General features: G+C 63.3%; 12 protein-coding genes. 8 read left to right on the top strand and 4 right to left on the bottom strand.

Annotation, left to right across the window (positions count from 1 at the left end):
• Positions 1 to 112 precede the first annotated feature (112 nt).
• From hpaE to ACN6NG_RS09525, 3 genes are read right to left on the bottom strand one after another with little or no spacing between them, the layout of a single operon-like run.
• Positions 113 to 1,573 (bottom strand): 5-carboxymethyl-2-hydroxymuconate semialdehyde dehydrogenase, encoded by a 1,461-nt coding sequence (hpaE, locus tag ACN6NG_RS09515; RefSeq protein ID WP_063426990.1) that lies wholly within the window; start codon positions 1,571 to 1,573, stop codon positions 113 to 115.
• Between the two features lie 5 nt (positions 1,574 to 1,578).
• Positions 1,579 to 2,343: a fumarylacetoacetate hydrolase family protein gene (locus ACN6NG_RS09520; protein WP_049274710.1), complete on the bottom strand. Its 765-nt coding sequence runs from the start codon at positions 2,341 to 2,343 to the stop codon at positions 1,579 to 1,581.
• Positions 2,344 to 2,353: 10 nt separating this feature from the next.
• Positions 2,354 to 3,013: a fumarylacetoacetate hydrolase family protein gene (locus ACN6NG_RS09525; protein ID WP_063426927.1), complete on the bottom strand. Its 660-nt coding sequence runs from the start codon at positions 3,011 to 3,013 to the stop codon at positions 2,354 to 2,356.
• 171 nt (positions 3,014 to 3,184) lie between these two features.
• On the opposite strand from ACN6NG_RS09525, the gene hpaA reads away from it, so the two are divergent.
• Together hpaA and hpaR are read left to right on the top strand one after the other, a co-directional pair.
• On the top strand, positions 3,185 to 4,090 hold the full coding sequence (gene hpaA, locus ACN6NG_RS09530; protein ID WP_063426988.1) for a 4-hydroxyphenylacetate catabolism regulatory protein HpaA: 906 nt from the start codon (positions 3,185 to 3,187) through the stop codon (positions 4,088 to 4,090).
• Positions 4,091 to 4,246: 156 nt separating this feature from the next.
• Complete coding sequence (gene hpaR / locus ACN6NG_RS09535; protein WP_016499002.1) at positions 4,247 to 4,669, top strand: homoprotocatechuate degradation operon regulator HpaR; 423 nt, start codon at positions 4,247 to 4,249, stop codon at positions 4,667 to 4,669.
• Positions 4,670 to 4,819: 150 nt separating this feature from the next.
• Here hpaR and ACN6NG_RS09540 read toward each other — a convergent pair whose 3' ends face one another.
• Positions 4,820 to 5,908, bottom strand: a complete 1,089-nt coding sequence (locus ACN6NG_RS09540; protein WP_197899402.1) for an asparaginase — start codon at positions 5,906 to 5,908, stop codon at positions 4,820 to 4,822.
• A 405-nt stretch (positions 5,909 to 6,313) separates the two neighbouring features.
• Here ACN6NG_RS09540 and ACN6NG_RS09545 point away from each other — a divergent pair, with 405 nt between their 5' ends.
• The 6 genes from ACN6NG_RS09545 to rbsD are packed head-to-tail and all read left to right on the top strand — an operon-like array spanning position 6,314 to position 12,185.
• Positions 6,314 to 7,273, top strand: coding sequence for a sugar ABC transporter substrate-binding protein (locus ACN6NG_RS09545; RefSeq protein WP_353457175.1), 960 nt, complete (start codon positions 6,314 to 6,316; stop codon positions 7,271 to 7,273).
• A 20-nt stretch (positions 7,274 to 7,293) separates the two neighbouring features.
• The gene (locus tag ACN6NG_RS09550; RefSeq protein ID WP_063426917.1) at positions 7,294 to 8,847 is read left to right on the top strand and encodes a sugar ABC transporter ATP-binding protein; all 1,554 of its coding nucleotides are present in this window, start codon (positions 7,294 to 7,296) and stop codon (positions 8,845 to 8,847) included.
• Complete coding sequence (locus tag ACN6NG_RS09555; RefSeq protein WP_016499006.1) at positions 8,844 to 9,839, top strand: ABC transporter permease; 996 nt, start codon at positions 8,844 to 8,846, stop codon at positions 9,837 to 9,839. Before ACN6NG_RS09550 ends, ACN6NG_RS09555 begins: the two co-directional genes overlap by 4 nt.
• A 4-nt stretch (positions 9,840 to 9,843) precedes the next feature.
• The gene (locus ACN6NG_RS09560; RefSeq protein WP_016499007.1) at positions 9,844 to 10,866 is read left to right on the top strand and encodes a LacI family DNA-binding transcriptional regulator; all 1,023 of its coding nucleotides are present in this window, start codon (positions 9,844 to 9,846) and stop codon (positions 10,864 to 10,866) included.
• A gap of 15 nt (positions 10,867 to 10,881) precedes the next feature.
• A complete protein-coding gene (gene rbsK, locus ACN6NG_RS09565) occupies positions 10,882 to 11,790 on the top strand; it encodes a ribokinase (RefSeq protein WP_049274716.1) in 909 nt (302 codons plus the stop codon).
• Entirely contained in the window at positions 11,787 to 12,185 is a 399-nt protein-coding gene (gene rbsD, locus ACN6NG_RS09570; protein WP_043199736.1) for a D-ribose pyranase, read from the top strand. Before rbsK ends, rbsD begins: the two co-directional genes overlap by 4 nt.
• Positions 12,186 to 12,277: the final 92 nt, after the last annotated feature.

Below are 12,277 nucleotides of genomic sequence, written 5' to 3' on the forward strand. Positions count from 1 at the left end.
GCGCACAGCGGCCCCTGGATTTCAGCCACGCCGCAGATATTGCCGGGGCCGCTGCGCGCCCCATCGCGGCACAAGGCCGCTCCTACACGGGCGGTGTAAACCGCACAGAGGGTTAGATGCCCCAGCGAGGAATGTGGTGGTTACCCATGGAAATACACACGTTCTTAATCTCTGCAAAGACCTCGAAGCTGTACTGCCCGCCCTCACGCCCGGTACCGGAACCTTTCACGCCGCCGAACGGCTGGCGCAGGTCGCGTACGTTCTGGCTGTTGATGAATACCATGCCGGCCTCGATGCCACGGGCCAGGCGATGGGCTTTGCCGATGTCCTGGGTCCAGATGTACGAGGCCAGGCCATACTCGGTGTCGTTGGCCAGTTGCAGCGCCTCGGCTTCGTCCTTGAACGGGATCAGGCACACCACCGGGCCAAAGATTTCTTCCTGGGCAATGCGCATCTTGTTGTTCACGTCGGCGAACACGGTGGGCTGGATAAACTGCCCCTTGGCCAGGTGCGCAGGCAGGTTGGCCGGGCGCTCCAGGCCCCCGGCGACCAGGCGTGCACCTTCTTCGATGCCAATGCGGATGTACCCGGTGACCTTGTCATAGTGCTGCTTGGTGATCATTGAACCGACCTGGGTTTTCGGGTCGGTCGGGTCACCTACGATCAGGCGCTTGGCGCGCGCCGCAAACTCGGCGACAAACTGCGGGTACACGCTTTCCTGGATGAAGATGCGGCTGCCGGCGGTGCAGCGCTCGCCGTTCAGCGAGAAGATGGTGAACAGCGCGGCGTCCAGCGCACGCTCAAGGTCTGCGTCTTCGAAGATCAGCACGGGCGACTTGCCGCCCAGTTCCATCGAGTACTTTTTAAGGCCCGCGGTCTGCATGATCTTCTTGCCGGTGGCGGTACCGCCGGTGAAGGAAATGGCGCGCACATCGGGGTGGCGGACCAGGGCATCGCCGGCGGTAGCGCCGTAACCCTGGATGACGTTCAGCACCCCATTGGGGATGCCAGCTTCAACCGCCAGGCGGCCCAGTTCGTTGGCGGTCAGCGGCGACAGCTCGCTCATCTTCAGCACGGCGGTGTTGCCCAGCGCCAGGCACGGTGCAGTCTTCCAGGTAGCCGTCATGAACGGCACGTTCCATGGGCTTACCAAGCCGCACACACCCACCGGCTGGTACAGGGTGTAGTTGAGCATCTGGTCGTCGACCGGGTAGGTGTGGCCATCCATGCGCGTGCACACTTCGGCGAAGAAGTCGAAGTTGTGCGAGGCACGCGGGATCAGCACGTTCTTGGTCTGGTGGATCGGCAGGCCGGTGTCGAGGGTTTCCAGCTCGGCGAGTTTCGGCACGTTCTGTTCGATCAGCTCACCCAGCTTGCGCATCAGCCGGGCACGTTCCTTGGCCGGGGTGTTGGCCCACTTGGGGAAGGCTTCCTTGGCCGCAGCCACCGCCTGGGCCACTTCCTCGGCGCCACCGCTGGCGACTTCGCAGATGGCGTCACCGGTGGCCGGGTTGTAGTTGATGAAGGTGTCTTTGCTCTCGACCTCACGGCCGTTGATCCAGTGCTTGATCATGCTGCTCATGCCTTGTTGTTCTTGAAGAAGTCAGCTTCGCTGACGATACGGTTGACCAGGCGACCGACGCCTTCCACTTCCACCACCACTTCGTCACCCGGCACCACATCGGCCAGGCCTTCTGGCGTGCCGGTGGCGATCATGTCGCCCGGTTGCAGGGTCATGAAGCTGGAGAAGTATTCGATGAGGTGCGGGATGTCGAAGATCATGTCCGCGGTGGTGCCTTCCTGCTTCAGCTCACCGTTGATCCAGGTGCGCAGCTTCAGGTTGCTGACGTCTGGCACATCGGCCGCATCGACGATCCACGGGCCGACCGGGGTGGTGGCATCGCGGTTTTTAACCCGCAGGTTGGGGCGGTAGTAGTTTTCCAGGTAGTCGCGGATGGCGTAGTCGTTGCACACGGTGTAGCCGGCAACGTAGGCCAGGGCGTCCTCACGCTTGACGTTCTTCGCCGCTTTGCCGATCACCGCCACCAGCTCGCACTCGTAGTGCATGTATTCGACGTTGTCCGGGCGCCAGGTCACCTGGTTGTGGCCGGTGTAGGTGCCTGGCGACTTGATGAAAGCCAACGGTTCGGTGGGCGGCGCGAAGGCCAGCTCCCTGGCGTGGTCGGCGTAGTTCAGGCCCAGGGCGAACATGCTGCCGGTGGCGGGTGGCAGCCAGGTGACCTGGTCCTGATGGACCAGGCGGCCGTCGGCAAGGCGCAGGTGATCGTCTTCGACCGTGACATCGTGGGCCTGGCCGTCGAACTGGATACGGGCGTGTTTCACAGGTAATTCCTCACTCGGCGACGATGTGGTTGGTCAGCTTGCCCAGGCCGTCGATCTCGATGTCGACGCGGTCACCTGGCTGTACATCGACGCGGCCCTCGGGGGTTCCGGTGATCAGGATGTCGCCGGCGTGCAGGGTCATGAACTCGCTGATTTCGGCAATCAGCTGCGCCACCGTGCGTACGCAGTTGGCGGTGTTGTTGTGCTGGCGCAGTTCGCCGTTCACATACAGGCGCAGGCCCAGGGCATCGGGGTTGGCCACTTGGCTGGCGGGCACCAGTTCAGGGCCGACCGGGCAAAAACCATCACGGCACTTGGCCTTGACTGCAGGGCGGTAGTAGCTGTCTTCGGGCAGGCTCACTTCGTTGACGATGGTGTAGCCCGCCACATGCTCCAGGGCATCGGCCACGCTGACGCGGCTGGCGTCCTTGCCAATCACCACGCCCAGCGCCGGGCCGGGTTGCACGCGCTGCACGCCGGCCGGGAATACCACCTGGCCTTCATTCTGGTTGCGGGTGTTCGGGGTCTTGACGAACAACACCGGCTTGACCGGCAGTTGCTTGTACGGTGCTTCCACGAACGCCGCTTGGTGCTGCTGCAGCAAACCCTGGTAGTTCAGCGCGACGCCGAACAGGGTGCCGCTGGCAACGTCATGCAGGGCATGGCTCATGCTCTTCTCCTGGCAGTGCAGGGCGGTGGCCGTCCTGCGGATTTCGTTAATGTGTTAATGTTATAGTTAATATGTTAACGATGGTCAAGGGGTGGCCAGTGGCGCCTGCCGGCAAGGCAAGGCACCATGGGCCATCGTCAACAGGGTCAAGCGATTTGCGAGCAAGCAGCCATGAGCGACCGGCATCCGATACCAAACATCAACATTGGCCAGGTTTACGACCAGCGCTACAGCGACAGCGAGGTGCATTACGACCGGCTGGGCAACCTGGCGGGCTTTTTCGGGCGCAACATGCCGGTGCACCGGCATGACCGATTTTTCCAGGTGCATTACGTGAAGTCGGGCACAGTGCGGGTGTATCTGGATGACCAGCAGTACATCGAGGCCGGGCCGATGTTCTTCCTCACGCCACCCACGGTGGCGCACGCGTTCGTCACCGAAGCTGACAGCGACGGGCATGTGCTGACGGTGCGCCAGCAACTGGTGTGGCAATTGATCGAAGCCGATGCCAGCCTGCTGCCGGCGGGCGTGCAGGTGCAGCCAGCCTGTGTGGCGCTGGGCAACCTGCCGGCCGAATACAAGGCCGAGGCGCAGCGCCTGCAAGCCTGGCTGGACGCGTTGAGTGACGAGTTTGCCACGCAGCAACCGGGTCGCGAGGCGGCGTTGCAGTCGCTGACCCGCCTGATCATGATCAGCCTGCTGCGGCTGTGCCCCAACTCGCTGGAATCGACCCCGGCGCGGCATGAAGACCTGAAGATCTTCCACCGTTTCAATGCCCTGATCGAAGCGCATTACCTTGAGCATTGGCCGCTGGCCCGCTACGCGCAGCAGATTGGCGTGACCGAGGCACGGCTGAACGATGTGTGCCGGCGCATCGCCGACTTGCCATCCAAGCGCCTGGTGCTGGAACGGCTGATGCAGGAGGCCAAGCGTTTGCTGTTGTTTTCCGGCAGCACGGCCAACGAAATCTGTTACCAGCTCGGCTTCAAGGACCCGGCCTATTTCAGCCGCTTCTTCAACCGCTACGCCAAGCTCACACCCGGGGAGTACCGCCAGCGGCAGGCAGAATTGCAGTGAAATGGCCATGGCGGCTCACCCGGGTGCTGTTGTTGTTTACAGCGGATGGTCGCAGCCCGCGCGCCGAGCTTGAATGGGTTTTCCGTGGAACAGATTGCACTTTCCATCGTGCATGCCCTTAAATTCGTGAATTGAGAAAAAGCCACAGGTTTGACCATGACCAAGACGCAACCTTCGCTCACGCTAAGCCTGTTGCAGGCCCGAGAAGCCGCGATGGCATTTTTCAGGCCGCTGTTGAACCAGCACGACCTGACCGAGCAGCAATGGCGGGTAATTCGCATCCTCAAGCAGCACGGCGAGCTGGAGAATTACCAGTTGGCGGAACTGGCCTGCATCCTCAAGCCGAGCATGACCGGGGTACTGGGGCGCCTGGAGCGAGACGGGCTGGTGCGGCGGCAGAAGGCCGCGCAGGACCAGCGACGGGTGTTCGTCAGCTTGACCGAAGGAGGGGAGGCGTGCTTTGCCTCGATGAAGGAAGGCATGGAGGCGAACTACCAGAAGATTCAGGCGCAGTTTGGTGAAGAGAAGCTGCAGCAGCTGATGGGGTTGTTGAATGACCTGAAGCGCATCGCGCCATAACGCTCTTCTGGTCTTGTAGGAGCGGCCTTGTGCCGCGAATGGGCTGCGCAGCAGCCCCAGCGATTTCTGCGGCGAAGCTCAAATCCTGGGGCCGCTTCGCAGCCCATTCGCGGCACGAGGCCACTCCCACAGGGGACCGCGGCGAGTTACTCAGTACTCCCAGAAGATCCGCTGCAGCTCTTTGCTGTCCTGGGTCTTGGTCATGGCGACCATCGCCAGAATCCGCGCCTTCTGCGGGTTCAGGTCGTGGGCCACGACCCAGTCGTTCTTGTCATCCGGCTGTTCGGCGTTGCGCAGCACGAAACCACCCTGGTTGACGTGCGACGAGCGGATGATCTGCACGCCGTTCTTGCGCAGTTCCTGCAACGCCGGCACCACCCGCGACGACACCGAACCGTTGCCGGTACCGGCATGGATCAGCGCCTTGGCACCGTTCTGCGCCAGTGCCTTGTAGGCGGTGTCGGTCACGTTGCCATAGCCATAGGCAATGTCCACCTGTGGCAGGCTACTGATCTGCTTGATGTCGAACTCGGAATTGACCGTATGGCGCTTGGCCGGCAGGCGGAACCAGTAGGATTTGCCTTCCACCACCATGCCCATCGGGCCCCAGGCGCTCTTGAAGGCTTCGGTCTTGATGTTGACCGACTTGCTCACGTCACGGCCCGACTGGATCTCGTCGTTCATGGTCACCAGCACGCCCTTGCCGCGCGACTGCTTGTCGCCGGCCACGGCCACGGCGTTGTACAGGTTGAGCATGCCGTCGGCAGACATGGCGGTGCCCGGGCGCATCGAGCCGACTACCACGATTGGCTTGTCGGTCTTTTCCACCAGGTTGAGGAAGTAGGCGGTTTCTTCGAGGGTGTCGGTGCCGTGGGTAATGACGATACCGTCGACGTCCTTGCTCTCGGCCAGTTCGGCAACCCGCTTGCCGAGCTTTAGCAAGTCCTCGTTGGTGATGCTTTCAGAGGCGATCTGCATCACCTGCTCGCCGCGTACGTTGGCGATGTCGGCCAGTTCCGGCACGCCGGCAATCAGCTTGTCGATGCCCAGCTTGGCAGCCTGGTAGGTGGCGCTGTTGGCCGCGCTGGCGCCGGCGCCGGCGATGGTGCCGCCAGTGGCGAGGATGACCACGTTGGCCAGCTTCTGCTGGGTTTCGGCTTCTTTGGCAGAGGCGGTGGTTGGCAGGATCAGCAGCAGGGCGAGTGCGCTGGGGGCGAAGGTTTTAAGTGCGGCATTCATCGTTATTGTTCTCTCTCTTCCTAGTGAGATAGTTATTGAGTCGCGCAGGGCTTCAGGCATGTTTCGTACCAGCTTGCGCGGACGGCTCTTTGTGTGGGAGCGGCCTTGCGTCGCGATGGGCGGCGCAGCAGCCCCAGAATGCTGGCTTCAGCACACATTGCCGGGGCTGCTGCGCCGCCCATCGCGACACAAGGCCGCTCCTACAAGGGGCAGTTTTCCATTCGCAATTCCGAACAAGAATAGGAAAAGGTGTTCGGTTTTCCGGAAAAATCTGCATAATCGGCCACAGCAGTGCTTGGCCTCCGAAAGCCAAACGGATTTGACAAACCCCGGTCCTGTTTCCATAGTTAGTCAACGCAAACGTTTGCGATCCGATAAAAAACACAAGATTCGGAGTCATCGTCCATGAAACTGCCGTTCCCCAGTCGTTTGCTGGCCCTCGCTGTCGTTTCCTCCCTTTCCCTCGCCCTGCCATTATCTGCCGCCCATGCCGAAGACAAGCCCAAGGTCGCCCTGGTGATGAAGTCACTGGCCAACGAATTCTTCCGCACCATGGAAGACGGCGCCAAGGACTACCAGAAAACCCACGCCAACGAATTCGACCTGGTCGCCAACGGCATCAAGAACGAGACCGACACTGGCGAACAGATCCGCATTGTCGAGCAGATGGTCAATGCCGGCGCCAAGGCGCTGGTGATTGCCCCGGCTGATTCCAAGGCGCTGGTGTCGGTGGTGAAGAAGGCCATGGACCAGGGCGTGGTGGTGATCAACATCGACAACCGCCTGGACCCTGATCTGCTCAAGAGCAAAGGCATCAGCGTGCCGTTCGTTGGCCCCGACAACCGTAAAGGCGCGCGCCTGGTCGGCGACTACCTGGCCAACGAGAAGCTCAAGGCCGGCGACCAGGTGGGCATCATCGAAGGGGTGCCGACCACCACCAACGCCCAGCAGCGCACCGCCGGCTTCAAGGACGCCATGGATGCCGCGCAGATGAAAATCGTCTCGGTACAAAGCGGCAATTGGGAAATCGACAAAGGCAACGCCGTGGCCGCCGCCATGCTCAACGAATACCCCGAGCTGAAGGCCTTGCTGGCCGGCAACGACAGCATGGCGCTGGGCGCCGTGTCGGCCGTGCGCGCCGCCGGCAAGACCGGCCAGGTGCAAGTGGTGGGCTATGACAACATCAACGCCATCAAGCCGATGCTTGCCGATGGTCGCGTGCTTGCCACCCTCGACCAGGCCGCCAGCCAGCAGGCGGTGTACGGCATCCAGGCTGCGCTGAAAATGGTCAAGGGCGAGAAACCGGATGTGGATGCCGACAACGTCATCCAGACCCCGGTCGAACTCATCACCAAGAAGCCCTGACGCTGCCAGGAGAAACGGCCATGGCTGCATCGGCCAATGACGTGGTGCTGACCGCCAGCGGGCTGGGCAAGACCTACGCCCAGCCCGTGCTCGGCGAGGTCAGCCTGAGCCTGCGCGCCGGCGAAGTGCTGGCCCTGACCGGCGAGAACGGCGCGGGCAAGAGTACGCTGTCCAAGCTCATTAGCGGCCTGGAGGTACCCACCACCGGGCACATGACTTACCGCGGTCAGGCCTACGCGCCTGCCAGCCGCAGCGAGGCCGAGCGCCTAGGTGTGCGCATGGTGATGCAGGAGCTGAACCTGCTGCCGACGCTGACCGTGGCGGAAAACCTGTATCTCGACAACCTGCCAAGCCGTTTCGGCTGGATCAGCCACAAGCGCCTGCGCCAGCTGGCCACCGCCGCCATGGCGCAGGTCGGGCTCGATGCCATCGACCCGGATACCCCGGTGGGCGAACTGGGCATTGGCCATCAGCAGATGGTCGAGATTGCCCGCAACCTGATCGGCGACTGCCATGTGCTGATCTTCGATGAGCCCACCGCGATGCTCACCGCGCGCGAGGTGGAGCTGCTGTTCACCCAGATCGAGCGCCTGCGCCAGCGTGGCGTGGCCATCGTCTACATTTCCCACCGCCTGGAAGAACTGCAGCGTGTTGCACAGCGCATCGTCGTGCTGCGCGACGGCAAGCTGGTGTGCGACGAGCCAATCCAGCGCTACAGCAGTGCGGAGCTGGTCAACCTGATGGTCGGCCGCGAGCTGGGCGAACATATCGACCTGGGCCGCCGGCAGATCGGCGCGCCGTTGCTCAAGGTCGACAAGCTCAGCCGTGCTGACAAGGTGCGCGAGGTGTCGTTTGAGGTCAGGGCAGGGGAGATCTTCGGCATATCCGGCCTGATTGGTGCCGGCCGTACCGAGCTGTTGCGGCTGATCTACGGCGCCGACCGTGCCGACAGTGGCAGCATCGCGCTCGGCCAACCACTACAAACCGTCACCATCGACTCGCCCAAGGCTGCCGTAAAGGCGGGTATCGCGCTGATTACCGAAGACCGCAAAGGCGAGGGCCTGCTGTTGACTCAGTCGATCAGCGCCAACATCGCCTTGGGCAACCTGGGCGCGGTGTCACGCGCTGGCGTGCTTGACGGCCAGGCAGAGCAGGCCTTGGCCGAGCGCCAGATCCAGGCCATGCGCATTCGCAGTGCCGGCGCCCACCAGGTTGTGGGCGAGCTGTCTGGCGGCAACCAGCAGAAGGTGGTGATTGGCCGCTGGCTGGAGCGCGACTGCCAGGTGCTGCTGTTCGACGAGCCCACCCGAGGCATCGACGTGGGTGCCAAGTTCGACATCTATGGCCTGCTGGCCGAACTGGCGCGCCAGGGCAAGGCGCTGGTGGTGGTGTCTAGCGACCTGCGCGAGCTGATGCTGATCTGCGACCGCATCGCCGTGCTGTCGGCCGGTCGCCTGATCGACACCTTCGAGCGTGATCATTGGAGCCAGGACCAGCTGCTGGCCGCAGCCTTTGCCGGTTATCAGAAACGTGACGCACTGCTGCACGATGCAGCCCCCAGGATGGACGCATGAAAACCACCCCGCTCGATAGCCAAGGCGCCGCCCCTGTGCGCCGCAGTGGCACCTACTTTGGCCTGGGCACCTACCTGGGCCTGGCTGGCGCCTTGCTGGCGATGATTGTGTTGTTCTCGTTCCTCAGCAGCCACTTCTGGTCTTACAACACCTTCAGTACCTTGGCCAACCAGATCCCCGACCTGATGGTGCTGGCGGTGGGCATGACCTTTGTGCTGATCATTGGCGGCATCGACCTGTCGGTGGGCTCGGTGCTGGCCCTGGCGGCTTCTGCCGTGAGTGTGGCCATCCTCGGCTGGGGCTGGGACCCGCTGCCGTCGGCGCTGCTGGGCATGGCCGTGGCCGCACTGGCCGGCAGCATTACCGGCGGCGTTACGGTGGCCTGGCGTATTCCATCGTTCATCGTCTCGCTTGGCGTGCTGGAAATGGCCCGCGGCCTGGCCTACCAGTTCACCGACTCGCGCACCGCCTATATCGGCGATGCCTATGCGTGGTTTTCCAACCCGGTTGCCTTTGGTATTTCGCCAGCGTTCATCATTGCCTTGCTGGTGATCGTACTGGCCCATCTGGTGCTGACCCGCACGGTGTTCGGCCGCTACCTGATCGGCATCGGTACCAATGAAGAGGCGGTGCGCCTGGCAGGTATCGACCCGCGCCCGTACAAAGTGCTGGTGTTTGCCCTGATGGGGCTGCTGGCAGGCCTGGCCGCGCTGTTCCAGATATCGCGCCTGGAGGCGGCCGACCCCAATGCCGGCTCCGGCCTGGAGCTGCAGGTAATCGCCGCCGTGGTGATCGGCGGCACCAGCCTGATGGGCGGGCGTGGCTCGGTCATCAGCACCTTCTTTGGCGTACTGATCATCTCGGTACTGGCCGCCGGGCTGGCGCAGATTGGCGCCAGCGAGCCGACCAAACGCATCATCACCGGGGCGGTGATCGTCATCGCCGTGGTGCTCGACACTTACCGCAGCCGGCGTGCAGCCCGGCGGAACTGACAATATGGCAACCATCAAAGACGTCGCGGCACTGGCGGGCATTTCCTACACGACTGTGTCCCATGTACTGAACAAGACCCGACCGGTGAGCGAACATGTGCGGCAGAAGGTTGAAGCCGCCATTATCGAGCTGGACTACGTGCCCAGCGCGGTGGCGCGCTCACTCAAGGCGCGCAGCACGGCCACCATCGGACTGCTGGTGCCCAACAGCGTCAACCCGTACTTCGCCGAGCTGGCGCGGGGCATTGAAGACGCGTGTGAGCGCAACGGCTACTGTGTGATTTTGTGCAACTCCGATGACAACCCACAGAAGCAGCGCAGTTATCTGCGCGTGCTGCTGGAAAAGCGCATCGACGGCCTGGTGGTGGCCTCGGTGGGCCAGGACAGCGACCTGCTGCAAAGCCTGGCCTGCGTGCGCACGCCAATGGTTATCGTCGACCGTGAGCTGGAAGGCGTGGATGCCGACCTGGTGCGCATCGACCACGAACACGGCGCCTACCTGGCCACTCAGCATCTGCTGGAGCTTGGCCACCGCGATGTCGCCTATATTGGCGGCCCGGCAGAAACTGGGGTTACCCAATTGCGTCTGAACGGCTTCCGCCGCGCCATGGCCGAAGCCGGCGTGCCGGTGCTGGGCAGCCGTGTGCTGCACTGCGACTTCACCAGCCCGGGTGGGCACGCAGCAGCAGCGCAGGTGCTGGAGGGTAAACGGCCCACGGCGATTTTTGCCGGCAACGACATGATCGGTTTCGGCGTGCTGCGTGCTGCGGCCGAACGCAATATCAGCGTGCCCGGCGAGCTGTCGGTGATCGGCTTCGACGACATCGAGCTGAGCCGCTACGTGTATCCGCCGTTGACCACCGTGGGCCAGTCGATTCGCGAGCTGGGCGAGAGCGCCGCCTCACTGTTGCTGACACGTATAGGAACACCCCGGCAAGGCGCGGCGGAGCAACGCATTGTGGCCCCGCGCATCGTGCTGCGTGAGTCCACCGGGCCGCGCCCGGACTTGTTCAACGATTACCGCTAACGCTAAGGAAACGTCATGAATGCCAAGGTTGTGGTGGTCGGCAGCCTCAATATGGACCTGGTGGCCCGCGCCCAGCGCCTGCCCCGGGCCGGCGAAACACTCCCCGGCGAAAGCTTTTTCACCGTGCCGGGCGGCAAAGGCGCAAACCAGGCCGTGGCGGTGGCGCGGCTCGGCGGCAGCGTGGCAATGATCGGCAATGTGGGTGACGATGACTATGGCCGGCAACTGCACCGGGCCCTGTATGTCGAGGGCATCGATTGCCAGGGCGTCAGCACCTGCCCAGGGGTGTCCAGCGGTGTGGCACTGATTACCGTGGATGCTGCCAGCCAGAACTGCATCGTCATCATTCCTGGCGGCAACGGCCTGCTGACGCCGCAGTCGGTACAGCGCTTTGATGCGTTGCTGCAGGCGGCCGAGGTGGTCATCTGCCAGCTGGAAGTGCCGGCCGACACCGTGGCCTGGACCCTGACGAGGGCGCATGAACTGGGCAAACAGGTGATCCTGAACCCGGCGCCGGCCACCGGCCCCTTGCCGGCGGACTGGTTTGCGCGCATCGATTACCTCACCCCTAACGAAAGCGAGGCCGAAGCCCTGACCGGGGTGCCGGTGACCGACCAGGACAGCGCCCGGCGCGCCGGTGAGCGCTTGCTGCAGCTGGGGGCGGGCAAAGTGATCATCACCTTGGGCGCGCAAGGGGCTTTGCTGGTGACTGCCAAGGGCCACCAGCATTTCCCGGCGCCTGTGGTGCAACCGCTGGACACCACTGCTGCGGGCGATACTTTCATTGGCGGCTTCGCTGCGGGGCTGGTTCGGGGGCTGGAGGAGGGCGAGGCCATTGCCTTTGGCCAGCGTGCCGCCGCCTTGTCGGTTACCCGTGCCGGTGCCCAGCCGTCCATTCCCTACCTGGCGGAGCTGACACCATGAAGAAAACCCCCTTGCTGAACGTTGCCCTGTCGCGGGTCATTGCCGGCATGGGGCATGGCGATATCCTGGTGATCGGCGATGCCGGGCTGCCGGTGCCGCCTGGCGTGGAAATGATCGACCTTGCCATCACGCCCGGTCTGCCGGATTTCGCCAGTGTGTTGCGGGTAGTGCTGAGCGAGTTGCAGGTAGAGCGGCATGTGCTGGCTGAAGAAATGCAGAAAGTAGTGCCGCCTGCGCTGGTCGAGATCGAGCGGTTGAAGGGCAAGCTGGGCAAGCGCGAATGGCTGAGCCATGAAGATTTCAAGGTGCTGTCGCGCAGTGCCCGCGCGGTGGTGCGTACCGGTGAGTGCCAGCCCTACAGCAACATCGCCCTCATCTCCGGCGTCACTTTCTGAACCCGGGGGCTTTGCCCCCGATCGCCGGCAAGCCAGCTCCCACAGGGATGTCGCGCTGTACCTGTGGGAGCTGGCTTGCCGGCGATTGGGCC

It is taken from the genome of Pseudomonas sp. TSO6 (assembly GCF_056098905.1).

Coding starts and splice junctions, on each gene's coding strand:
- hpaE (WP_063426990.1), bottom strand. CDS start 1,573: ATGATCAAGCACTGGATCAACGGCCGTGAGGTCGAGAGCAAAGACACC.
- ACN6NG_RS09525 (WP_063426927.1), bottom strand. CDS start 3,013: ATGAGCCATGCCCTGCATGACGTTGCCAGCGGCACCCTGTTCGGCGTC.
- hpaA (WP_063426988.1), top strand. CDS start 3,185: ATGAGCGACCGGCATCCGATACCAAACATCAACATTGGCCAGGTTTAC.
- hpaR (WP_016499002.1), top strand. CDS start 4,247: ATGACCAAGACGCAACCTTCGCTCACGCTAAGCCTGTTGCAGGCCCGA.
- ACN6NG_RS09540 (WP_197899402.1), bottom strand. CDS start 5,908: ATGAATGCCGCACTTAAAACCTTCGCCCCCAGCGCACTCGCCCTGCTG.
- ACN6NG_RS09545 (WP_353457175.1), top strand. CDS start 6,314: ATGAAACTGCCGTTCCCCAGTCGTTTGCTGGCCCTCGCTGTCGTTTCC.
- ACN6NG_RS09550 (WP_063426917.1), top strand. CDS start 7,294: ATGGCTGCATCGGCCAATGACGTGGTGCTGACCGCCAGCGGGCTGGGC.
- ACN6NG_RS09555 (WP_016499006.1), top strand. CDS start 8,844: ATGAAAACCACCCCGCTCGATAGCCAAGGCGCCGCCCCTGTGCGCCGC.
- ACN6NG_RS09560 (WP_016499007.1), top strand. CDS start 9,844: ATGGCAACCATCAAAGACGTCGCGGCACTGGCGGGCATTTCCTACACG.
- rbsK (WP_049274716.1), top strand. CDS start 10,882: ATGAATGCCAAGGTTGTGGTGGTCGGCAGCCTCAATATGGACCTGGTG.
- rbsD (WP_043199736.1), top strand. CDS start 11,787: ATGAAGAAAACCCCCTTGCTGAACGTTGCCCTGTCGCGGGTCATTGCC.